The sequence below is a fragment of the Dolichospermum sp. UHCC 0260 genome (genome assembly GCF_009711985.1).
Taxonomy (GTDB): Bacteria; Cyanobacteriota; Cyanobacteriia; order Cyanobacteriales; family Nostocaceae; genus Dolichospermum; species Dolichospermum lemmermannii.
Map to the genome: position 1 here is coordinate 17,105 of NZ_VIKZ01000039.1, position 22,136 is coordinate 39,240.

At 39.1% G+C, this 22,136-nt stretch carries 20 protein-coding genes, 2 pseudogenes and 1 riboswitch; of the genes and pseudogenes, 14 read left to right on the plus strand and 8 right to left on the minus strand.

Annotated elements, in window-relative coordinates:
• Positions 1–179: 179 nt before the first annotated feature.
• Positions 180–1,052, plus strand: a complete 873-nt coding sequence (locus FJR08_RS15450) for a hypothetical protein (protein WP_168633762.1) — start codon at positions 180–182, stop codon at positions 1,050–1,052.
• A gap of 135 nt (positions 1,053–1,187) precedes the next feature.
• Here FJR08_RS15450 and FJR08_RS15455 read toward each other — a convergent pair whose 3' ends face one another.
• From FJR08_RS15455 to FJR08_RS15475, 5 genes are all read right to left on the minus strand, one after another.
• Positions 1,188–2,021, minus strand: a complete 834-nt coding sequence (locus FJR08_RS15455) for an ABC transporter ATP-binding protein (protein ID WP_168633763.1) — start codon at positions 2,019–2,021, stop codon at positions 1,188–1,190.
• Between the two features lie 31 nt (positions 2,022–2,052).
• Positions 2,053–3,495, minus strand: coding sequence for an ABC transporter substrate-binding protein (locus tag FJR08_RS15460; RefSeq protein WP_168633764.1), 1,443 nt, complete (start codon positions 3,493–3,495; stop codon positions 2,053–2,055).
• Positions 3,496–3,580: 85 nt separating this feature from the next.
• Positions 3,581–4,426: a nitrate ABC transporter permease gene (gene ntrB, locus FJR08_RS15465; RefSeq protein ID WP_168633765.1), complete on the minus strand. Its 846-nt coding sequence runs from the start codon at positions 4,424–4,426 to the stop codon at positions 3,581–3,583.
• 99 nt (positions 4,427–4,525) lie between these two features.
• A riboswitch (cyclic di-AMP (ydaO/yuaA leader) is annotated at positions 4,526–4,722 on the minus strand.
• A 380-nt stretch (positions 4,723–5,102) separates the two neighbouring features.
• Positions 5,103–5,798, minus strand: coding sequence for a ribonuclease III (gene rnc / locus FJR08_RS15470; RefSeq protein WP_168633766.1), 696 nt, complete (start codon positions 5,796–5,798; stop codon positions 5,103–5,105).
• A gap of 91 nt (positions 5,799–5,889) precedes the next feature.
• Positions 5,890–6,126 (minus strand): HNH endonuclease, encoded by a 237-nt coding sequence (locus FJR08_RS15475; protein ID WP_168633767.1) that lies wholly within the window; start codon positions 6,124–6,126, stop codon positions 5,890–5,892.
• 721 nt (positions 6,127–6,847) lie between these two features.
• Here FJR08_RS15475 and FJR08_RS15480 point away from each other — a divergent pair.
• Both FJR08_RS15480 and FJR08_RS15485 read left to right on the plus strand, forming a co-directional pair.
• The gene (locus tag FJR08_RS15480) at positions 6,848–7,264 is read left to right on the plus strand and encodes a XisH family protein (RefSeq protein ID WP_039200758.1); all 417 of its coding nucleotides are present in this window, start codon (positions 6,848–6,850) and stop codon (positions 7,262–7,264) included.
• Positions 7,252–7,587 (plus strand): XisI protein, encoded by a 336-nt coding sequence (locus tag FJR08_RS15485; RefSeq protein ID WP_039200759.1) that lies wholly within the window; start codon positions 7,252–7,254, stop codon positions 7,585–7,587. Before FJR08_RS15480 ends, FJR08_RS15485 begins: the two co-directional genes overlap by 13 nt.
• A 49-nt stretch (positions 7,588–7,636) precedes the next feature.
• On the opposite strand, the gene FJR08_RS15490 is transcribed toward FJR08_RS15485, so the two are convergent.
• On the minus strand, positions 7,637–8,353 hold the full coding sequence (locus FJR08_RS15490; RefSeq protein WP_148763326.1) for a GUN4 domain-containing protein: 717 nt from the start codon (positions 8,351–8,353) through the stop codon (positions 7,637–7,639).
• A gap of 278 nt (positions 8,354–8,631) precedes the next feature.
• On the opposite strand from FJR08_RS15490, the gene FJR08_RS15495 reads away from it, so the two are divergent.
• Entirely contained in the window at positions 8,632–10,053 is a 1,422-nt protein-coding gene (locus FJR08_RS15495) for an NADP-dependent isocitrate dehydrogenase (protein ID WP_168633768.1), read from the plus strand.
• 523 nt (positions 10,054–10,576) lie between these two features.
• On the opposite strand, the gene FJR08_RS15500 is transcribed toward FJR08_RS15495, so the two are convergent.
• Entirely contained in the window at positions 10,577–11,305 is a 729-nt protein-coding gene (locus tag FJR08_RS15500) for a cytochrome b/b6 domain-containing protein (protein WP_168633769.1), read from the minus strand.
• A gap of 96 nt (positions 11,306–11,401) precedes the next feature.
• Here FJR08_RS15500 and FJR08_RS15505 point away from each other — a divergent pair, with 96 nt between their 5' ends.
• From FJR08_RS15505 to trpD, 3 genes are all read left to right on the plus strand, one after another.
• A complete protein-coding gene (locus tag FJR08_RS15505) occupies positions 11,402–12,544 on the plus strand; it encodes a hypothetical protein (protein ID WP_168633770.1) in 1,143 nt (380 codons plus the stop codon).
• A 7-nt stretch (positions 12,545–12,551) separates the two neighbouring features.
• A complete protein-coding gene (locus tag FJR08_RS15510) occupies positions 12,552–13,385 on the plus strand; it encodes a DNA adenine methylase (protein WP_168633771.1) in 834 nt (277 codons plus the stop codon).
• Positions 13,386–13,535: 150 nt separating this feature from the next.
• Positions 13,536–14,582 (plus strand): anthranilate phosphoribosyltransferase, encoded by a 1,047-nt coding sequence (trpD, locus tag FJR08_RS15515; RefSeq protein ID WP_168633772.1) that lies wholly within the window; start codon positions 13,536–13,538, stop codon positions 14,580–14,582.
• On the opposite strand, the gene FJR08_RS15520 is transcribed toward trpD, so the two are convergent.
• Positions 14,512–15,564: a TIGR02281 family clan AA aspartic protease gene (locus FJR08_RS15520; RefSeq protein WP_168633773.1), complete on the minus strand. Its 1,053-nt coding sequence runs from the start codon at positions 15,562–15,564 to the stop codon at positions 14,512–14,514. The two genes, trpD and FJR08_RS15520, sit on opposite strands and share 71 nt — an antisense overlap.
• Before the next feature lie 336 nt (positions 15,565–15,900).
• Between FJR08_RS15520 and FJR08_RS15525 the strand changes: the two genes are divergently transcribed.
• From FJR08_RS15525 to FJR08_RS15555, 7 genes and pseudogenes are all read left to right on the plus strand, one after another.
• Complete coding sequence (locus FJR08_RS15525; protein WP_168633774.1) at positions 15,901–16,383, plus strand: hypothetical protein; 483 nt, start codon at positions 15,901–15,903, stop codon at positions 16,381–16,383.
• Positions 16,370–16,765 (plus strand): hypothetical protein, encoded by a 396-nt coding sequence (locus tag FJR08_RS15530; protein ID WP_174783118.1) that lies wholly within the window; start codon positions 16,370–16,372, stop codon positions 16,763–16,765. Before FJR08_RS15525 ends, FJR08_RS15530 begins: the two co-directional genes overlap by 14 nt.
• A 96-nt stretch (positions 16,766–16,861) precedes the next feature.
• Positions 16,862–18,019: a glutamine-hydrolyzing carbamoyl-phosphate synthase small subunit gene (gene carA / locus FJR08_RS15535; RefSeq protein ID WP_168633775.1), complete on the plus strand. Its 1,158-nt coding sequence runs from the start codon at positions 16,862–16,864 to the stop codon at positions 18,017–18,019.
• Between the two features lie 158 nt (positions 18,020–18,177).
• Positions 18,178–18,537 (plus strand): STAS domain-containing protein, encoded by a 360-nt coding sequence (locus tag FJR08_RS15540; protein WP_300002580.1) that lies wholly within the window; start codon positions 18,178–18,180, stop codon positions 18,535–18,537.
• Between the two features lie 975 nt (positions 18,538–19,512).
• Positions 19,513–21,088 (plus strand): annotated as a pseudogene (locus FJR08_RS15545) (group II intron reverse transcriptase/maturase).
• A gap of 178 nt (positions 21,089–21,266) precedes the next feature.
• Positions 21,267–21,746 carry a Mini-ribonuclease 3 gene (locus FJR08_RS15550; RefSeq protein WP_168633776.1) on the plus strand — a complete coding sequence of 160 codons (480 nt, stop codon included), beginning with the start codon at positions 21,267–21,269 and terminating at the stop codon, positions 21,744–21,746.
• Between the two features lie 98 nt (positions 21,747–21,844).
• Positions 21,845–22,136, plus strand: a pseudogene (locus tag FJR08_RS15555) (hypothetical protein); the annotation flags it as partial.

Here is a 22,136-nt window from a genome sequence, read left to right on the forward strand (position 1 = left end):
GGGCAAGACTTGTACTGAGCTTGTCGATAGCGCAGCGTGGCGTTAGCCATAGTATGCCCGCACTACAAGAGTTTCATGATTCAACTTTGTACCTCATAAGAGCGGAAACCGCTGTAAATCTGATTAAATGAGGTCTATGTTAGAATATAGGAAGATTCTCAACTATTGTAATTTGTACCATGAAAAAATTAATTCTCACAACTTCTTTATTTCTTAGCTGCATATCTCTGGTAAGTTGTGGTAACGCACCAAAGGATATGTTTAAAGAAGATTCGAGTAATACTGTCACACAAAGTCAAAGGGAAATTTCTTCAGTAGCACCAAGGGAACAAGAAGATAAACAAGAATCTTCTCCAGAATCAGAAACTCAAGAAGATGAAAATAATAAAGAAGAGGAGAAAACCCCTGTTCGTAAAAACCTGGATAAAAATACTAAAAGAGATGGAAGTAAAAAACCAAAATTAGGAATAGTAAAGGAGTTAGTTAATGGTGATTTAATGTGCTACGTTACCTTAGTAGATAAAAAAGGCATTGAACACAATGTTGGTGCGAGTTTTGATATTTGTGCTGACGAGAAGAAGTTTGTCAATAAAAAAGTCCGTGCTGTTTATGAAATACAATCAGTTAGTGATTGTGAAAGTGCAGAACCTTGCGGTAAAACTCGCAAAGAATCCATCATTACAAAAATGCAAGTTGTCAGTGAAGGTTCAGAGAGAAGATCCTCAAGCGATAATTCAAAAAGTGGTAATTCACAAACTTTAAGTAATGGTAAATGGACAATTACTTTGAGTAATACTGATTCTTGGAATGGGGTTAATGGTACAGGAAATGTGAATTATCAAGGATGTGATACTAATGGTAAATGTCTCAAGTTAAGAGGTGGTAAAGTTTCCTGTCGAGATGGTAAATGTGTTACAGGTTGGAAAAATGGGGATTATGTCTACATTTTAGAACAACCGATAACTGAAGATGGTAATTCTACTTCTACTTTAAGAGTGAGAAAAGATAATACTGAAATTTTGAAGGCTACAGACTTGAAATTGCTGAATTGAGGGATAAAATTCAAAAATTCCATCTCTCAAACTCTGACTCTCTGAGCCTCTGCCTCTGGAGCGTGTTAGCGAAGCGGAGCCAAATAAAATCATACTTTCACTCAGCAAATCTGGGCAACCACGGGGGGTTTGCCCCTACTCTGGTGTGAAATTTTGATCCAGAAAATTAAGAGCATGATTGCGAAGTTCAAAATATTCTGTAGAGTTCCGCATGGCCACTCTATCTCTAGGATGTTCAAAAGGAACTGTTAAAATTTCTCCTATTTTTGCAGATGGTCCATTAGTCATCAAAATAATTCTGTCAGACATATAAATTGCTTCGTCAACATCATGGGTAATCATCATAACAGCTTGCCGATGATGTTCCCAAATATCTAATACTTGACGTTGCAATTTACCACGAGTTAAGGCATCTAAAGCCCCAAAAGGTTCATCCATTAATAACATTTTGGGACGAATTGCTAAAGCCCTGGCAATACCCACTCTTTGTTTCATTCCTCCAGAAATTTCATCAGGATATTTGTCTGCGGCTGGGGTTAAGTTTACCATTGCTAAATGTTCATTGACAATGCTAATTTTTTCAGCCCGATTGGCATTTTTCAAAACTTCATCTACTGCTAAACGGATATTTTCACGGACTGTTAACCAAGGTAATAATGAATAATTTTGAAATACCATCATTCTATCTGCTCCTGGTTTCCGAATCTCTTTACCCTCTAAGCGAATTGAACCAGATGTAGCTTTTTCGAAACCACCAATTATTTTTAATAATGTGGATTTACCACAACCAGAATGACCAATAACAGAAATATATTCATCTTCACCAATGGTCAAATTAACATTATCTAAAACTGTGAATTTTCCTTTATCCTGGGTTGGATAAGATTTAACTAAATTCTCTACTTCCAAAAATCCGTTACGGGGTAAACTTTCTGGAGAAGTATGATCTTTTGAAATCGTATATTCCATGATTAATTACCATTGTTAGCATTAACTATTTTTAAGACATGAAAAACTGAGAAGGAGCGTTAGCACGAATATCAAAACTATTGAGATATCCTACAGGATCACTAGGATCAAATCCTTTTTTATCTATAAATGCTTCAGGAGGTTCAACTTTATAATCATCCTGGGGACATTCAATTCCCATTTCTGCGGCTATGTCTCGATATAAATCGGTTCTCCAACCTTTTGCAGCTACTTCTTTGGCGTTTTTAGGAATTTCTTTGATTTGTCCCCACCGGGCTGCTTGAGTCATTAACCAAAGACTGCGAGAACGCCATAAAAATGTGGAATGTTCTCCTATTTCATGGGGAATACTATTAGGAAGATCATAAAAAATTGTGGTATCATCTGCTTTGATAGTTCTGTCTTTACCATCAAAACCACCATAATTATAATTGCCAATAATTCCCGGTCCAGTAAACTTAGTAATAGGAACACCGGGCTTTTTGGGTTTTGCCCCAGTGAAAGAACGTTGTGTGAGTAATTCGGCTATTTCTTGGCGATTTTCGGGTTTTCCACAATATTGACAAGCTTCGATCATTGCTTTCACCAAAGAACGGTAAGTTTTGGGATAATTGACAATAAAAGATTCCATTACTCCCAGGAGTCTATCTGGGTGTCCTTGCCAAATTTCCTTACCTTGGGCAAAGGTAAAACCGATACCTTCATTACCTGTAATTGCTCTAGTGTTCCAAGGTTCAGCAACCATGTAAGCTTCCATTGCCCCAATTCTCATGTTTGTCACCATTTGCGGTGGAGAAACAATGATTACCCGAAATTCCTTTAAAGGATCAACACCCGCAGCAGCAGAAAGATAGCGAGCAAAGTATTCATAAATGGCAGAACTGAGGACTACAGCCCAAACTTTCTTTTCCGGGGGTTGTTTGTCAAAATAGCCGCGAAAGTCCCGCCCAAAGGCTTCTAAAGCCCCATCACCGTATTTTTGCTGATATTCAAACCAAGGACGGATGCCATAGTCCCACATATCCTTACTCATGGTCATAGCGTTACCATGACGGTGAATGGTCATTGCTGCACACAAGGGAGCATGACGCGCCCCTTCAGCCCCTATTCTAGCGTTGGTAACAGCACCGGAAACGACGGGGGAAGCGTCGAGACGACCAAAAATTAAGCCGTCGCGGGAAGTAGCCCAACTGGCTTCGCGGTTGAGTGTGACATTTAAACCATATTTGCGGAAAAATCCTTTTTTCCAAGCGATCGCAAATGGCGCACAATCATTAACAGGAACATAACCCACAGTAATGTCCGATTTTTCTAAATCTTGGGATTTAACTACAGGTGTCACCGCTAAAGCTTCTTCTGTTAATCCCCTAGCAGACCTATCTCCAGAAACATTACAGGATGATAATATTATTCCCGCAGTTGTCGCCCCTATTCCCGTAATGAAATTCCTGCGAGTTAAATAATTTTCAGTCATGGCTTTTTATCATTTGGGATTTTATGAAAGTACAAATTCAGCTGCGTTTATCCGCGTTCATCATCTTCTATCAGCGTTTAAATCATTAATTTCCAGGACGGTGAGTAACTAACTCTTGAAGTTTTCCCACACCATAATCTAAAATCAACCCAGTTAAGCCAATTACAAACACGGCTAAAAATACAGAACTCAGATTTAAACGACTCCATTCGTCCCAAACAAAAAATCCTATTCCTACCCCACCAGTGAGCATTTCTACAGCCACAATTACCAGCCAAGCTATCCCCAAACTAATTCGCAAACCTGTAAAAATATAAGGTAAACTGGCAGGTAAAATAATTTTGGTAATCTGTCCCCAGCGGTTCATTCCCAAAACTTGTGCTACATCTAAATAATCTTTAGGAACATTAGAAACTCCCAACGCTGTATTAATAATAGTTGGCCACAGCGACGTAATGAAAATCACAAAAATAGCAGAAGGATCTGCTAAATTGAACAGAGATAAAGAAATGGGCAACCAAGCCAGTGGTGATACTGGTTTAAAAATCTGAATAATGGGATTAAAAGCCAGCATTGCCGGTCTGGACATTCCGATCAAAAATCCCAAGGGAATGGCGACTAATGCACCCAAACCAAATCCTAATATTACCCGCCGTAAACTTGCTAATAATAACCAACCAATGCCTAAATCACCGGGACCTCTTTCATAGAATGGATGTAAGATATAGTCCCAATTAGCAATTAAAGCTTCTGGTGGTGTGGGCATTAATTCATGATTAGCTAATGCTACTATCCACCACAATAAAATAATTCCTAAACAGCCTAATGCTGGGAATAAAAAAGTATCTTGAAAAATTACAAGTTTGGCTTTTCTCCAAACAGTTTGTCCCGCAACTGCAAAAATGTCAGTTATATTTAGTTGCAATATCATTTATTTCACCTCAGCAGAGTTAAGCTTGGATACGCAAATATTAACTAGTACCAACCTTGGACACTGATAAGATCAGAACATAATTAAAATTCTGTCTCTTCAGTCTCCTCTCAATGCCTACGAAGTTAGCTGACGGGCTAGGGTTGAGAGATACCCTTTTTTGCTCAATTTTAGATTTGATTTGATTTTTAAAGCTCAAATTCCTAAATTAATCAAGACAAAAATACGCCCCACAATTTGGTTCCTCCGTTCCAGCACTATTAACTGAAATGTACTGGATTAAGCTGACTTACTCAATTATGAATAATGATAGAACATTAACATTTATATTCAGTAATAACATCAGTAGTTGTCATGAATATTAGTTTTCGGCGATTATAAATCGCTACTACACAAACAAAGTCCACCTGCGTGGACTAAGTAGAACGGCTTGAATAATTCAAAGTTTGTAGTGAGGAATTTATTCCTCATTTGAGGGCTGAAGCCCTTACTACGAAATCATCTCCAGATTTTTTACATTACTTAATCTACTTTGATTTATTTTCGTCTACTTACTTATGAAAAATTAAGGGTTTAAAACTCATGGAGATGGGTTTTGCCTGTGTAGCTGCGTATCCCTAACGGGAGCCAGAGGCATCTTTTATATTCGCCAAATCAAGTGGAAAATCAACAATTATCAATCTAATAAACCCTGTTTTTTCAATTTCGCCAAGGCATCCTCAGCAGCAGATTTTTCTGCATCTTTTTTATTACGTCCTTGTCCTTTTCCCCGCCATTTTTCTTGCCCATTTACTACTTCAAATACATCAGATTCAAATACTGGTGTATGAGATTGTCCACCTATTTGTCTTGTCACATATTTGGGTGGATTTATGTTACCACTACTTTGTACCCACTCCTGAAAGCGATTTTTTGAATCTACATTAGAACGAGATCCAACAATATTTTCAGGTACAGATGCAAAAAGTGTTTCTACAATAGGACGAAGTAATGTAATATTGGAATTTTTATCTCGATAATAAGCACCAATAACTGCTTCAAATGTGCTACTTAATAAATTAGGATTATTATATCCTCCATCGAGAATTGCACCTTGTCCTAAACGCATTCTCAAGTCTAAACCTACTTCAATTGCAAATTTTGCTAATTGGGTTTCATCTACTAATGCAGAACGACGACGAGTTAATTCATCTTCTCCTTTTTCTGGATGAAGTTCATAGAGATATTCACCGCTTAAAAAATTGAGAATAGCATCACCAAGAAACTCTAGGCGCTCGTTATGTTCTTCTCCTGGGTGTTCATTGACATAAGAACGGTGAGTTAGTGCTTGACGCAGGAGTTTTTCGTTATGGAATGCGAGAAGTTCGTGCATTTTTATTTTTTCATTATTTGTGAATTTCATTAAGTGAAGAGGTGAGCAATATACCCACCTCACAAAATAAAAACCTAATAAGATTTAGGTGTTATTTAAAGACATTTACCTTTACACCTGGTGGAAATAGACTATTTCCACGAGAACAGTTACAAGTTAAACAAGCGAGTCTTAGGTTTTCCAAAGAGTTAGAACCACCACGACTTTTAGGACGGAGGTGTTCAATAGTCAGCATATCTATTGATATCGACTTACCACACCACCAACAGCAAGCACCATATTCATCTATTAGTTGATGCTTTTTACTTTGTTTCTGTTTGGAATTCATGTGAATTATTTTCCGTTGATTTTTTTGTCAACAGCATCGGAAAACCACACATCTATTAGCAATACAGCCATATTAGAGAATAAACTAAAAAGTTAGTTTTCTCTTATCTAGCTTCTCTAAATTAATCAGTTTCAGTCTCAGCAGTATGATTCCCAAATTACCGCCAACAGTTCGCTTCGTTCCTGCGGCTGAAATTTGATCTAAAAAAATTCACTTTTAACCAGTTTTCCTGACAAATTCGTGAGTTTGTTCAGCTTCTATCATTCTGTTTATCTTGAAGCAGTATTTCGCAAATAAAATACTCTATTTATCGAGTTATTTTTGCTAGGTTCTGCTAACTTCAAAATTTCTCACAAATTTAATTGTCACTACTATTGAGTGCCACTAACTAATCGCTTTGCACTTGCTGGTTTTGGCTGAAATCAAATTTAACTTTCAGACAAAGGAACAAAGCGAACTACTAGCAGTAACTTAGGAATCCTGCTGCTGAGACAACTACTGACGCTTGGGCGTTAGAGTTCTGCTTGAGATGGCAGTTATTTAGCTGTCTTAACACTAAATTATCACATATCTACTTTAGAATGTCAAGATTCTGTTTGTAAAAAAATATAACATCTACCAATTCCAGATCCCCATTTGGGGTATTCGACAGATGTCTGTGATGTTTGACATGGGTAGATATTATAATAATCATAGATAGAAATGACTTAATTGTAAGCTAATGTCGGCTAAAGATATTTTTCATGATGCTGTTAGGAAAGGATTAGAAAAAGAGAGTTGGGTAATCACAGATGATCCTTTGAGAATTCGCTCAGGTAGGGTTGATATGCAAATTGATTTGGGTGCAGAAAGAATCATAGCTGCTGAGAAAGGAGAAGAAAAGATCGCGGTTGAGATTAAAAGCTTTGTTAGTTCCTCAAATATTTCTGAATTTCATACAGCCTTGGGTCAATTTCTTAACTATCGTCTTGCTTTGAAAAAACAACAGCCTGATCGTTTTTTATATTTAGCAGTTCCGCAGGGGGTTTATGAAACCTTTTTTAACTTGCCATTTATAGAAGAAGTTATTGACCATTTTCAATTAAGTTTACTAATTTATGATCCAAATAATGAGGTGATTTCACTATGGAAAAAATAGAACAATATCGTGGGTATATCCAAAATTTATTAATTGAATATGCCCAGGGAAGTCCATCGGATGAAGAAGTAGAAACACAACTCATTTTTGATCAAGAAAGAGATCATTATCAGGTTGTTTATACGGGTTGGAAAAATCGCCACCCGATGTATGGTTGTGTTTTACATCTTGATATCAAAAACGGCAAAATTTGGATACAACAGAATGGAACTGAAATTGGTATTGCCGATGAATTAGTTAAATTAGGTGTACCAAAAGAAGATATTGTCTTAGCTTTTCATGAGCCTTTGATGAGACAATATACAGGCTTTGCAGTTGGTTAATTTCAGATACCCGACTTCTCAAAGAAGTCGGGTATCTAACGGGATCTAACTACTTATTCCAAGCAGGATGACACAACAGAGAAGACATCACCCGCACACCACGCAATTGATTAGAGAGGGGTAGATGACCTCTAGGAGCGCTTAAATCCCAGGTGAAGCCGTTAGGATATCTTGTCCAGTTATTACCATTCTTCCAGTCAATTTTTGGCCACAAGTTGACCCAATTTTTACTTAAACCTAACCAAATTTCGCGCTGCACGGAAAAGCCAAATTTACCTTCTGAGTGAACTACCCAGAGTTGATTAATGGTGCGTAAGTCTTGAATTGGTAAACTTTCTACTTCTGTAAAGTATAGCCATTTTCTTTTTACCGCTTGGGGACCTGCTGCTTCACACATCTTTTGAATTGTCAAGAGGTCAGCGGCTTGAAAATCTTGATCTGCAAGTAGCTTTTGCAAAGAATTGTAACTGATCCCACAGTCCGATTTTAGAGGTACAATTCCTTCAGGAAAGTTAGTTTGTAGAAATCCTTGACTTGTCGGTGCATCAGTATTGTAGATGACTTGGTAGACTTTGCCATCAATCCAAGTTGCTGGGGTATCACGACGTTTCAGCAAAAATTCCTTCAACACATCTAACCCATCATTACCCAAGTCAGCTAACTGCGGGATGATTTGTTGTTGGACTTTTTCGGACCCAGCGATTAACTTTTGGCGGAGGGAGTCGAGATCATTTGTAGTGCCTGATACAATCATTGGGTCTGTCATGCCGTTACTCGTGTTAGCGTGAGCGTGAATAAACTATCTACTGCTATCGGTTATTCTACAAAATGAAAGCCGAATAGCGAAAAGTAGTTTACTCCGAATCTTGGGTAAAGTTGGCAAGCCCTTGAGTATATATCTGAAAGAATCACTCACGGTGGCTTTAGCGAAATCCTAGCCCACAATACTTTATCAGGTAAGGAGTTACAGAATCCAGGAGTTACAGAAATTATGACTCCTGACTCCATACCCGGTGAATTTCTTCTATTTGGAATTTGTGAATTATGTACGAAAAGATTACTCCTCCCACCACCGGCGCGAAAATTACCTTCAAAAATGGTGAACCGGTTGTTCCTGAAAATCCCATTATTCCCTTTATTCGCGGTGACGGTACGGGTATAGATATTTGGCCGGCGACGGAAAAAGTGCTTGATGCTGCGATCGCCAAAGCATACAATGGTCAAAGAAAAATTAGCTGGTTTAGGGTTTATGCTGGTGATGAAGCCTGTGATTTGTACGGTACATATCAGTATTTACCTCAAGATACATTGACGGCTATTAAAGAATATGGCATAGCAATTAAAGGACCTCTAACTACTCCCGTTGGTGGCGGAATTCGGTCTTTAAATGTGGCATTACGCCAAATCTTTGACCTTTATACTTGCGTGCGTCCTTGTCGTTATTACGCTGGGACACCTTCTCCCCACAAAACTCCTGAAAAACTGGATGTGATTGTTTATCGGGAAAATACGGAAGATATTTATTTGGGGATTGAGTGGAAGCAAGGTAGTGAAATCGGCGATCGCCTGATAAAATTCATAAATGAGGAATTGATACCCGCTACCCCAGAACACGGTAAAAAGCAAATTCCCCTCGACGCTGGTATCGGTATCAAACCCATCAGCAAAACTGGTTCTCAGCGGCTTGTGCGTCGTGCTATTAAACACGCCTTATTATTGCCCAAAAATAAGCAACAAGTCACCTTGGTGCATAAAGGCAATATCATGAAGTACACAGAAGGCGCTTTCCGGGATTGGGGTTATGAATTAGCCACTACGGAATTCCGTCAAGAAACTGTGACCGAACGGGAATCTTGGATATTAGGAAATAAAGAGAAAAATCCCAATATTTCCGCAGAACAAAACGCCCATGAAATTGATCCTGGTTTTGATTCCTTGACACCAGAGAAAAAAGCGCAAATTGTCAAAGAAGTAGAAACCGTTCTGAATACAATTTGGGAAAGCCACGGCAATGGCAAATGGAAAGAGAAAATCATGGTCAATGATCGCATTGCTGATAGTATCTTTCAACAAATTCAAACTCGTCCAGATGAGTATTCTATTCTGGCGACAATGAACCTCAACGGTGATTATTTATCTGATGCTGCTGCTGCTATCGTTGGCGGTTTAGGCATGGGTCCAGGGGCAAATATTGGCGACTCCTGCGCGATTTTTGAAGCTACCCATGGGACAGCCCCAAAACACGCTGGGTTAGACAGAATTAACCCCGGTTCTGTAATTCTTTCCGGTGTAATGATGCTGGAATATATGGGTTGGCAAGAAGCCGCAGATTTGATTAAAAAAGGATTAGGTGATGCCATAGCCAATGGTCAAGTCACTTATGACTTAGCTCGGTTAATGGAACCACCTGTACAACCATTAAAGTGTTCTGAATTTGCTGACGCAATCATCAAACATTTCGGTTAATTTCCGTTATCGTGAAATTAAGATCCCCGACTTCTTCAAGAAGTCGGGGATTTGAGTAGCGTTTGCTTAGAGGTTGTTTGAAAAGTATTATATGAAACCCATAATCTCCAAAAACCTAACCCCCCTACCCCCCTTCCCTACAAGGGAATGGGGGTTTTAAAGCCTCTCCCCTGGTAGGGGAGAGGTTTGGAGAGGGGTCTGTTTACACATGAAAAACTTTTAAAACATCCTCTTAGACTGTCTGAATCAGGATAACCAGGATTTAAGGATTAACAGGATGTGATTTTTTACTTAAAGTGGGGTTTTCGGATAATAGAGAATCTGCTATTACTTAAATGATAAATTATTATTTAAGTAATAGTTTACAAAATAACGTTTTCAATTTGAGAATATTCAATTTATCAATCTGTACCAGCAATTTGTCCAAAGTTTCAGATTCTTCATTTGACAATTGATTATCAGAATTTTTTATTAATAAATCATCTTCGTAAGAAATTACTAAAACCTGGAATAATAACTCCTTTTATGATTCACCACTAGAAAAAAACAAAGGTAAAACAAATGCTGTGATAATTCCCGCCAATACAATCACCTCGATTATTTTCATTAATAAACCAACTGCCATAAATTGATTAATTTCTTCTCTAAGATTATTAGAAAAATCATTGAACCAAGCACGTAAACGATCATACCAGTTAGCAGGGCTATCTTCTGGACGAAATTTCCATGATAATATTGACAGTAATAATGGCACACCACCAACTTTAGCAGACATCAAAACATGAATTGCTAAACAACAAATCATGATTAACCAAGCTATTAAATGAGCATAATACCAACTATGATCAAGTTCTCCTATAGGTAGCCATTCTTCTTTCATCATTCTGCCAGAAACTACCGCCAAAACAGCAGCAAGCAACATTTTAGTATTTGCTAAACGTTGGAGACTTACCCACCAAATTGGTCTACCAAATTGAGTTAAATTTTGGATAGAGTCTGGTTGTAATAGTCGTCTTTTCCCAGCATGGAAACTATAAACAGCAAAAAATGGCAGTAAAATCAAGAAAAATACTGCCAATGTCCCATGAATATCCTGTATAGGATTGATTTTGGGAATTGGGATATATCCAAATCTTTTATCAAAAGTGTTGTAAACTAAGAATCCGCTAATAATTGCGCCAATGACTAAAATCCCGCTGACACCATGCAGGATTCTGAATATTAATGGTTGATAGGGGGCTGAACGGTTCATACATTGATGTAGTAAGTTTGAAGAAGGGTAATTTTGTTGTAAATACGCCATGAAAATATATAATATCCTAAAGAGTAACTAGAGAAGAGTGCATTAATGGTTGAAATTATACATTTTACAGGATTTATTAAAGGCGTAACCTATAAAACTTGCTTAGGTGAAAAATTAAATGAAATTAATATAGATAGTTTTGATGTCAATCAAGCAAGTAGTTATGGATTAATAAAGTCATCTATAACTGAGATTGCTTATTCTAAATGGGTTTCACCTAAAAGAACTAGAAGTTATCCTTTTGCGAGAATATATACTACATATAATTCATCTAAAATTATTACTATTATTCCAGTAATTAAAGATGAAGGTAAAGATGGAGATAGAGATGTAATTCAATACTCCACAATTTCATGGATGAATTTACTAAATATTTATATTGTGCTTGCTTATTATGAAACAGCCCAGAAAAGTAGTAAAAAAGGACAGCTAACCAAAGATAAACTTTCCAATCAAAAGTTTAATGATGAATTTGTAAAAGCTCAAATTAACGAAATACTAGCATATCGTCAAAGTGCTTTACACTGGAATAAAAATTTATTTGAAGAAAGGTTTTCATCAATTTTTGAAAAAGCACTAAACTCTTACGATTCTATTGCTAGTCAAACTGGAGTAGTTATTCACTCACGAATAAGCATGGATAACTATTTACAAAAAATTATTTTTGAGTTTGAAGAATTTAAAAATATTTCTCTTAAAGGTTCTCAAAGTGCCAGTAAACGAGAAGCTATGACTTGTCATAAAATGGAATATTTAGAAGATGGACTAAAAGCAACTTTTAGTATTGAGAATTATTTAGGAGGAGTTTATCACTTGACTGCTGATGAAATATTTGTTTATAATAATGACTATATAATTCAAGAATCCAAAAATTCTTCAAAAGAATCTTTACCTAAACTTCCTGATATTCAAGATGGTTTATTTAAGTTAATTTTATTTTCCAACCTAGATTCTTTAAGACTGAATGGAGAACCAGTTGATTTTCTAACAAAATTAAAGCTTACTGGAAAAAATGTAGTTGGTTCTATTATTTTTCCTGATGCAACAGTGGAAGAACTAGATAACTTTTTACAAGCTAACAAGACAATTTTTACTAAAAAGCAAAAACAGATTATCGGAAAGTTGGCTTTAGAAGCAGAAAATAATCAAAAATTAAAAATACAAGTTTCTGGTAATTCCAAAATATAATGTCGTTATGATAAAAAGTCCTCTCCGTTATCCTGGTGGAAAATCAAGAGCAATTAAAAGCATCGCTGAATGTCTCCCAAAAAAGTTTTCTGAATTTAGAGAACCCTTTGTTGGTGGTGGTTCAGTTTTCATCTATCTTAAACAAAAATTTCCTCATCTCCAGATTGCTATTAACGATTTAAACCCAGAATTATATCTATTTTGGCATTTTGTAAAATCTGATTTATCAAAATTAGTTTCCGAAGTTTGGCAAATTAAAAAAACCTCCCAAGATGGAAAATTACTCTTTGCCAAATTAGCTCATGTAGATGTTAACACCTTATCTGATTTAGAAAGAGCAGTGCGCTTTTTTGTTCTTAACAGAATTACATTTTCGGGAACTATAGAATCAGGAGGTTTCTCCCTAGAATCTTTTCATAAAAGATTTACTAACTCATCAATAGATAGACTGGAAAAATTAGAACATATACTAACACAAGATGTGAAAATCACCAACTTAGATTATAGTCATCTAATTAATGAACCAGGAAAAGACGTATTTATATTTTTAGATCCTCCTTATGTTAAAGCCGAAAAATCTAAATTGTATGGTAAAAAAGGAGATTTACATATAGGATTTGATCATCAAAGACTTGCACAAATATTAAAGCAATGTCCCCATAACTGGTTAATAACCTATGATGATTGCCCAGAAATTAGAGAAAATTTTCAATGGGCAAATATCATCGAATGGGAATTACAATATGGCATGAATAACTATAAACAAAAAAAAGCCGAAAAAGGCAAAGAACTATTTATTAGTAATTATCAAATTAACCAAAACTTAGAAAAATATAAATAAAATAAAAACATCTCTTCCTTCTCTACCTCTGTGACCTCTGTGCCTCTGCGGTTCGTTCTCATTCCATAAAATATCCACTAACAGCGATAGCGCGAAATAAAAAGCCATTTTTCGGTAAAATCACATGGAACATCATAAAAAGCCCGAACAATGGATTTTACTATTTGGTCTAACTTACTCAAACAATTATTAGAACGTCAATCATTATCCCGCACTCAAGCCGCAGAATTGATGCAAGGATGGATAAATGAAACGATTCCCCCAGAACTATCAGGGGCAATTTTAATGGCTTTAAACTTCAAAGGCGTTTGTGCAGAAGAATTAACAGGAATGGCCGAAGTCTTAAAATCCCTGTCTTCCGTACCCATAAACAAACGTGAGCATACCCCATTTGTCCCGTTAATTGATACTTGTGGTACAGGTGGTGATGGAGCATCAACCTTTAATATTTCCACCGCTGTCGCCTTTGTAGTGGCTGCTGCTGGTGTACCTGTCGCTAAACATGGTAGTCGTTCAGCCTCCAGTCTTACAGGCAGTGCCGATGTTTTAGAAGCACTGGGAGTAAACTTGACTGCTGCGAGTGAAAAAGTCCAAGCAGCAGTGCAAGAGGTAGGAATTACATTTTTATTTGCCCCTGGTTGGCATCCAGCCCTGAAAGCAGTTGCCCCATTACGGCGGAATCTCAAAGTGCGGACAGTGTTTAATTTACTTGGACCTTTGGTAAATCCCCTGAATCCCACCGGTCAGGTAATTGGTGTTTTTGATTCTCAACTGATAGAAACCGTTGCCGAAGCCTTAAATCTCTTGGGGACGCAAACAGCAATGGTTCTCCATGGACGAGAAAAATTAGATGAAGCTGGTTTAGGCGATATTACCGATTTGGCGATCTTAAAAGATGGTAAAGTATTATTAACTACAGTTGATCCCGATGAAGTAGGAGTCACACCCGCTCCCATTACCGCTGTCAAAGGTGGTAACGTTCAAGAAAATGCGGTGATTCTGAAAGAAGTTTTGCAAGGGAAAGGAACACAAGCGCAACAGGATATAGTGGCGTTAAATGCTTCCCTAGCATTACAAGTAGCAGGTGCAGTTCCCTGGCTAAATCATGCTCAAGGGGTGACTGTAGCTAAAGAAATTTTACAAAGCGGTAGCCCTTGGACAAAGTTGGCACATTTAGTGGAATTCCTGGAGGATTAGCTTCTGAGTAGGCTTGAGGACGAAATTCCACAACGTTACGTTTGATAGTTACATCGTAATTACCGAAAAAGTCATGTCCTAAAAGTCCTGTTTCTAATTCTGTCCCAGCGATCGCTACTGGGACTTTATTTACCGTCATCCCCCCAACTTCCATAGAATCAAGATAGCCAATGGGGAATTCCACAGCCTTAGCGCTGGCCGTATTCGCTTTAGCTTTTCCTACCGTTACCACTCCTAAAGCCGCTGCTATCTTTTGGGTGATTACAGTCCCACTAGCGCCCGTATCCACAATCATCTCAAATCGCTGTGTACCGTTGAAGGTAACTTCAATAATTGGTGTACCACCAATTCGCCGCTTAATTGGGGCAATAAATACCTCATTATTGCGGGGGAGGATAGTTGATGACGGGAAACTAGGCTTAGATAAGGATGGTTTTAGGGTTTTGACAGAGGAACGGGGGGGAACTATGCCATGACTCTGTGGCTGAGGAACATCAATGACCACCGATTGCGGTTGAGTTAAAGAAGATGCTAAATTTTTGGGGTAGGCTTTGCGACGAGCAAAGGCAATTTGACGGCGATATTCACCGATTTGGCGTTGAGCAAAGGCAAAATTGCCACTATCACGGCGGACTTGCTTCATGAGAGCGATCGCATCTTGCAACTGACTCACTACCAAATTCCAATCATCCACAGACACGGCAGATTGGCTGATACTTTTAGCACCAGCAGCTTTATCTAGTGCCATTGCCAAAGGACTTAATTGGGTGGGAGAAGATTCTCGTGGCGTTGATTTCGGACTAGCTAACAATTGTTGACGTTGACGGGGAGAATGGATGGCTGCCAAACTCCCAGTTGACAAAGATTGCTTAGATTCATCAGTTGTCGTTGTCTGCTGATCTTGATCACAGGCAACAGTCAAAACCGCTAAACTAACGGAACAAAAAATGAGGGCTGTCCGGGACAAAAAAGACTGAAGCATAGTGAATGTTTTAACCGCCCTGGCTGCTCTTCCCAAGTGTACTCCTCCCACCCAATTAAAGATGCGTGACTATTGAATCATTTTAAAATTAAAGTTTTGATGAAGAATTTTTGGTGATTTTATATACATATATATGATTTATATGATTTTTTTTGTGAAAAATTGTATAGTAACTACGGGAAGGTTCTGAGTTTTCGATCAACAATATGAATATATTGTCTGTCTGGCATTACCAGATATTATAAGGGAAATGCCGAAAACATAGACTGAAACTCTCTATAGAATCTCCGCGTCTAAAGACGCGGAGAGTGTCAAATACAAGTAGAGGTATTAACCATGTCTAGCGCAGTTTTAATTGATTTTGGTCAAATTTATCAAGTTCGAGGCAACAAGGTTGCTTCTGCTGCAAAATTTGATGAAATTACTTCACGTTTAAAAAAAGCATCAAGAGAGATCAAGACTGAATGGAACAATTTTTCTTCTGAACAACGTGATTACTTAACAGATTTTGCCTACTCTTTCATTGAACCAACGCAGGAAGCTACAGGGTTTTTGGATATCCTCAAATCAAAAATTTATTTGCTTTTTTTGAATCTTAGCTCCCAAAGAGAATCTTTTGATGCTTGTGTTGATGCTATTGATTTCTTGGTTGATACAATTCTTGATTGTATTGAGCAAGATGATCCCGGCTATCAGGCTGTTTTATCTGATACTTTAGAGGAATTGCGTTTAAATTACGAACGGATTCCAGAAGTAAAGCCGGAGGATAGTAGTGCCTGGTTGCGAAATATATTCGATAAGGCCATTGCCGAAGTTTGAGATTAGTCTTGTTAAACTTGTTAAAACTCACTACAAAAAAAATAAAAGAGCTAGAGATTCATTTGAGACTTTGATACAAAAGTATATAGAGACTCTTGCAAAAGATCCGCTTTTTGATGAATCAGATAGCGAGAATTTTCCTAAGGGTGCTTACAAACCAGATTTTGAATTTAGAAAAATTCGGTTTTTAATGCCGGAACTTCAAGGTGCTTCTCGTCAAGGCAGATTTATGTATGTTGTTCATCAAGCTTCTTGTTCTGTCTATCCTATATGGGTTTATACCCATGAAGAATACCCTAAAAGACCTAGCGAGCAGGAATTGAAAGAGCAACTGACAATTATAGAAATGAATATTGTAGATGTAGACTCTCCACCTTCATAAACCATGAGAAGATATACCTGTGCTGTCTTCTAAAAAAATAAGTTATAGAAGATATAAAACCCTTTTTTCTCTCCAATTACTAATTACAAATAATCTATGCCCCTATCTGACGCAATACCTGCTCTACTTGTCCTAGCAGATGGCTCTACTTATCGCGGTTGGTCTTTCGGTGCTACGGGAACTGCCATTGGCGAAATCGTATTTAACACTGGCATGACCGGATATCAAGAAGTGTTAACCGATCCTAGTTACTGTGGTCAAATTGTCATTTTTACCTATCCCGAATTAGGTAACACTGGCATTAATCCCGAAGACGAAGAATCAAATCAACCCCATGTTAAGGGAGCGATCGCTCGGAATATTTGTCATAAACCCAGCAATTGGCGTTCCACCCAATCCCTCCCCAACTACCTCCAACAGCACCAAATTCCAGCTATTTACGGCATAGATACCCGCGCCCTCACTCGGAAAATTCGCACCTTTGGGGCGATGAATGGCGGCATTTCCACAGCAATTCTCGACGAAGCAGAATTGTTAGAAATGGTACAAGCGGCTCCCAACATGACAGGCTTAAACCTGGTCAAAGATGTCACCACACCAACCGTTTACGAATGGCTGGAAGCCACAACAGCCCCTTGGGAATTCAATTCCGCAGCAGTGGCTAAAATTGGTGAAACCTTCACCGTCGTCGCCCTAGACTTTGGTGTCAAGCGGAATATCTTGCGTCGTCTAGCCAGTTATGGATGTCGCGTCATAGTTGTTCCTGCCGATACACAACCAGAAGAAATTCTCAAATACAATCCAGATGGTATTTTCCTCTCCAACGGACCAGGAGACCCCGCCGCCGTCACAGAAGGTATCAACACCACAAGAGCCTTACTAGACAGCCAAAAACCCATATTTGGCATTTGTATGGGACACCAAATTTTAGGTCATGCTCTCGGTGCAGAAACATTTAAACTAAAATTTGGACATCGGGGTTTAAATCAACCTGCTGGTTTACAAACAAGAGTGGAAATTACCAGCCAAAATCACAGTTTTGCTCTTGATCCAGACTCCTTACCAACTGCTACAGTCGAGGTCAGCCACTTGAACCTCAATGATCTGACAGTAGCTGGAGTTCGTCACAAGACCCTACCTGTGTTTTCTGTTCAGTATCACCCAGAAGCCAGTCCTGGACCCCATGATGCTGATTACTTGTTTGAGCAGTTTGTACTAAAAATGCAAGCAGCACGTCAAGGCGCAATCGCCTAACTTGAGGATCAAAAATGTCATGATGGATATTGGTAATTAGTAAAAATTTTTGCCAGTCCCCAACATAGACAAATTGCTCAAAAACCATCTACACTAGAGCGTTTACTTTTAGTAAAAAGAACGAGGAGAAAATCATAGCTGAACCACTGAATCTAACCGTGAGCCTGAGAGGTACACGCGAAGTCCGCGATAGCTGTCAGCTATTCCGCCTCACAGGTTTATTAGACGCTTTCTCTGAGCCAACATTCATTAAAGTAATCGGCAGTAAAATTGAGGACGGTCCAAAAAACATCATTTTGGATCTTTCACAGATCGACTTTGTGGACAGTTCTGGCTTAGGTGCGCTCGTAAGACTAGCCAAACTGGCTAAACCTGAACCAGATGGTGAAGGCAGTTTCCAAATTGTCAGTAATGCCCGTGTAACCCAAACGGTTAAGCTTGTTCGGTTAGAAAAATTTCTCTCCTTACAACTTACAGTTGAAGCAGCCCTAGAAAACATCCCCTCCTCTGCGGCTTGATTGCTTAAATGGAAAATCTAAATTAGGCTGTCCGATGTCAAATCTGGATAGCCTAATTTTTGGATATAGTAGGGAATGGAGTTGAAAGTCTTTTAAGTGCATACTGTTATATCAGGGAATAACCCTTATAAGAAAAATGCTGAAAACCCTTGAGAAACAGCAACGCAGTTGCATTTTTCGGACTTCAGGCAAGGGATGAAAGCTGATTGCAGCATTTATACTGCGCTAAAAATGCTAGAATGCTCTTATCAGTACAAGATTTAAAAACCTACCCCCGGACTGGGGGAAAGTCTACGCCCAGAAAATCTTGAGGAGATATCAGCACGCCCAAAGGGCAAACGTGTTGAGCCTGGGAACCTTAGTGATAAGGATATTAAGAGCGTAATCTCTTAAGAATCCCCGTCTCTTTAGAGCGGGGAGTGGTGCGATTCGTTGTTAGCTGAATCACGGTAATCAGCCCGTACATAAGCTAACCAACCCAATCCAATCATGGAGAAAGGTTGAACTCTCGGTCTGATATGGGTGAAAGTCCCATCTACCAGACTCAGGTATGACTCCCTATCTGCCTACGATGACCCGACTCGGTTTCGGGAGGTCGAAGCTAGGAACAGGACGCAATCAGACATCCGTTGTGGGGTGACACTTGGCGTTAACGGGGAGTTCCTACGGTGAAACAGAGCCTTAAAAAGCAACCTACGCTCAGGCAGGACACAACAGCAAAACCTGACCTCGCTGGAATTAATTCCCGCCGCATCCTCACTCCATTAGCGGCAAGAGTCTAGGGAATCCAGCGGTTGAAATGGCTACACCTAACGGAACTAACAATCAACCGAGGGAACGAATAAAAACGGATTGAGGGTCTAGGGGAGGTCGAACCCCATAAGTAGGCTAGACGAGCAGCGGAATCCCCTCAATTCGGGTAGGACAGACCGTAATTGGTCTGAGGTGTTCAGAATACACAGATTGGAACAGAGCATGATTAGACACAGAGACAACTCTAGTGAATCCTGGAAGACGTTACAGTGGAAGAAATTCCGCCGTAACTTATTCCGCCTACAAAAACGAGTGTATAAAGCGGTTCAAGTTGGAGACAAGCGCAAAGCTAAGTCCCTAGAAAAGCTGATTCTGAAATCAACCGCAGCGAGATTGCTGGCTATCCGTCAAGTAACACAGCTAAATGCTGGGAAAAAGACAGCGGGAATTGACGGTAAAACCGCGCTCTCATTCGAGCAAAGGTTTCAACTGAATGAAAAGCTCAGAACCGAATGTAACGAATGGAAACACCAGGGATTACGTGAAATACCCATTCCCAAAAAGGATGGTAAAACCCGGATACTCAAAGTCCCCACTATTGCAGATAGAGCATATCAATGCCTTATCAAATACGCATTAGAACCAGCACATGAGGCAACTTTCCACGCCAGGAACTACGGTTTTAGGACGGGACGTTCAGCGCATGACGCGCAGAAAATCTTGTTCATAAACCTATGTTCTGCGCGAAATGGAATAGATAAAAGGGTTATAGAACTCGATATCGAAAAATGTTTCGACAGGATAAACCACACCGCCATTATGGATAAACTCATCGCCCCTAAGAGCATAAGACAAGGAATCTTCCTATGTCTCAAAGCCGGAGTCAATCCAGAATTTCCTGAACAAGGAACACCTCAAGGTGGGGTGGTAAGTCCACTATTAGCTAACATCGCCTTAAACGGGATTGAAAGTATTCATAGATATCACGAGAAATCTAATCGCAGAATCACTGACAGAACCTCAAAGGAAAGTATTGTCGAACCATCTATCCGATACGCGGATGATATGGTAATAATACTTAGACCTCAAGACGATGCCATCAAAATACTTGACAAAATTAGTCAGTTCCTAGCAGAGCGGGGAATGAAAGTCAGTGAGAAAAAGACAAAGTTAACCGCCGCGACAGATGGGTTTGATTTCCTCGGCTGGAACTTTAAAGTCCAGAAAAACGGGAAGTTTAGATGCGTTCCATCAGTGGACAATTATAAAGCTTTTCGCAAGAAAGTAAAATCCATCGTCAACAACTCGAACTATGGTACTACCACAAAGGCTGAGAAATTAGCCCCGGTAGTTAGAGGTTGGAGGAATTACCACCGCTTCTGCAAGATGGACGGGTCTAGAAACTCACTATTCCACATCGAAACAAGAGCTTTTAAGGTATTCAACAAGGAAACTAAGCAAAATCGCTACTCTAGTAAACAATTACTGGATAAAGCGTTCCCAGCAGTTCCGTACTCCGAAAACAAACACATCAATGTTAAAGGTGAGAAATCACCCTACGACGGAGATTTGAGTTATTGGAGCGAGCGTAACAGCAAGCTCTATGACAACCATACCTCCAAAGCCCTCAAACGGCAAAACCATAAATGTGGTCATTGTGGGTTAAAAATGCTCAGTGACGAGAAGGTACATTTGCATCATGTTGATGGAAACCACCAAAACTGGAAAACTAAAAACCTTCTAGCCATTCACTTTCATCTGCCACGATTATATTCACATGAGCAAAAGCGAAAGCTAAGAACATCGGAAGCCACCGCGTGAAAGTCGCACGCCCAGATTTAACAGAGAGGAGCGCGGGATAATACCCGCCTTCGACTCTACCTCAAGTTGAGAGTTAAATATAATTTAAGTTGTTTTAGATAATGCCGGCAAAAATTGTCTCCCGATGTAGTGCTTTTTTAAGGAATGATTAATCTGTGAAGTCCAAGGAGGAAACAGGCGAACACGAAGAAGATGAAACCGCTACACAGCATTCATCAGATATTTTCCCGTGGTTGGTAAATGCGACGCAACTGCCCCAGCAAATATCCCCAGCCCAAATAAAACAGATATCTCCTTCAGCTTTAGCCTACTTGGGGGATGCAATTTATGAATTATATGTTAGAATGTTTTATCTGTGGCCACAACAACGACTAGACAACTACCATCGTTCCGTCGTGGATCAGGTAAGAGCAGAAACACAAGCGCTACATTTGCGAATGTTAACTCCTTACTTGAGGAGTAACGAATTAGAAATTGTTCGCAGAGGTCGTAACTCTGCTACGAGTCGTCATAAACGACTGAATCCCGAAATTTATCAACAGGCAACTAGTTTAGAAACCTTAGTTGGCTACTTATATCTTACTGATTACTCCCGTTTAACCGAGCTATTACAAAAACTTCCCCTAGAGAAATAGTGAGAAGCTACATCTGGCGATTGTTACTGATTTGTAATTGTTCATTAAATTGATGTCATCGGGCTGTTCCCTCATTTAAATCAAACCTCAATACTGTTATGACAAGTCAACCAAAGAAAAGTAATTCTGGCGGACAACCAAAACGTGGTCAGCCAGTGAAAATCAAGGGCAAACGCGTTGTCCCTCAACCTAGCCGTAATCAAGGCAAAAGTGATGGTAAACCCATTACTGCAAAACCTCGCTCTCGCTACGGTTCTGAACAATCCCCAGAAGTGAGAGTAGATAGAGAAGGTAAATCCTATTCTGCTAAACCTCGCTCTCGCTACGGTTCTGAACAATCCCCAGAAGTGAAAGTAGATAGAGAAGGTAAATCCTATTCTGCTAAACCTC

Coding starts and splice junctions, on each gene's coding strand:
- FJR08_RS15450 (WP_168633762.1), top strand. CDS start 180: ATGAAAAAATTAATTCTCACAACTTCTTTATTTCTTAGCTGCATATCT.
- FJR08_RS15455 (WP_168633763.1), bottom strand. CDS start 2,021: ATGGAATATACGATTTCAAAAGATCATACTTCTCCAGAAAGTTTACCC.
- FJR08_RS15460 (WP_168633764.1), bottom strand. CDS start 3,495: ATGACTGAAAATTATTTAACTCGCAGGAATTTCATTACGGGAATAGGG.
- ntrB (WP_168633765.1), bottom strand. CDS start 4,426: ATGATATTGCAACTAAATATAACTGACATTTTTGCAGTTGCGGGACAA.
- rnc (WP_168633766.1), bottom strand. CDS start 5,798: ATGCACGAACTTCTCGCATTCCATAACGAAAAACTCCTGCGTCAAGCA.
- FJR08_RS15475 (WP_168633767.1), bottom strand. CDS start 6,126: ATGAATTCCAAACAGAAACAAAGTAAAAAGCATCAACTAATAGATGAA.
- FJR08_RS15480 (WP_039200758.1), top strand. CDS start 6,848: ATGTCGGCTAAAGATATTTTTCATGATGCTGTTAGGAAAGGATTAGAA.
- FJR08_RS15485 (WP_039200759.1), top strand. CDS start 7,252: ATGGAAAAAATAGAACAATATCGTGGGTATATCCAAAATTTATTAATT.
- FJR08_RS15490 (WP_148763326.1), bottom strand. CDS start 8,353: ATGACAGACCCAATGATTGTATCAGGCACTACAAATGATCTCGACTCC.
- FJR08_RS15495 (WP_168633768.1), top strand. CDS start 8,632: ATGTACGAAAAGATTACTCCTCCCACCACCGGCGCGAAAATTACCTTC.
- FJR08_RS15500 (WP_168633769.1), bottom strand. CDS start 11,305: ATGAACCGTTCAGCCCCCTATCAACCATTAATATTCAGAATCCTGCAT.
- FJR08_RS15505 (WP_168633770.1), top strand. CDS start 11,402: ATGGTTGAAATTATACATTTTACAGGATTTATTAAAGGCGTAACCTAT.
- FJR08_RS15510 (WP_168633771.1), top strand. CDS start 12,552: ATGATAAAAAGTCCTCTCCGTTATCCTGGTGGAAAATCAAGAGCAATT.
- trpD (WP_168633772.1), top strand. CDS start 13,536: ATGGATTTTACTATTTGGTCTAACTTACTCAAACAATTATTAGAACGT.
- FJR08_RS15520 (WP_168633773.1), bottom strand. CDS start 15,564: ATGCTTCAGTCTTTTTTGTCCCGGACAGCCCTCATTTTTTGTTCCGTT.
- FJR08_RS15525 (WP_168633774.1), top strand. CDS start 15,901: ATGTCTAGCGCAGTTTTAATTGATTTTGGTCAAATTTATCAAGTTCGA.
- carA (WP_168633775.1), top strand. CDS start 16,862: ATGCCCCTATCTGACGCAATACCTGCTCTACTTGTCCTAGCAGATGGC.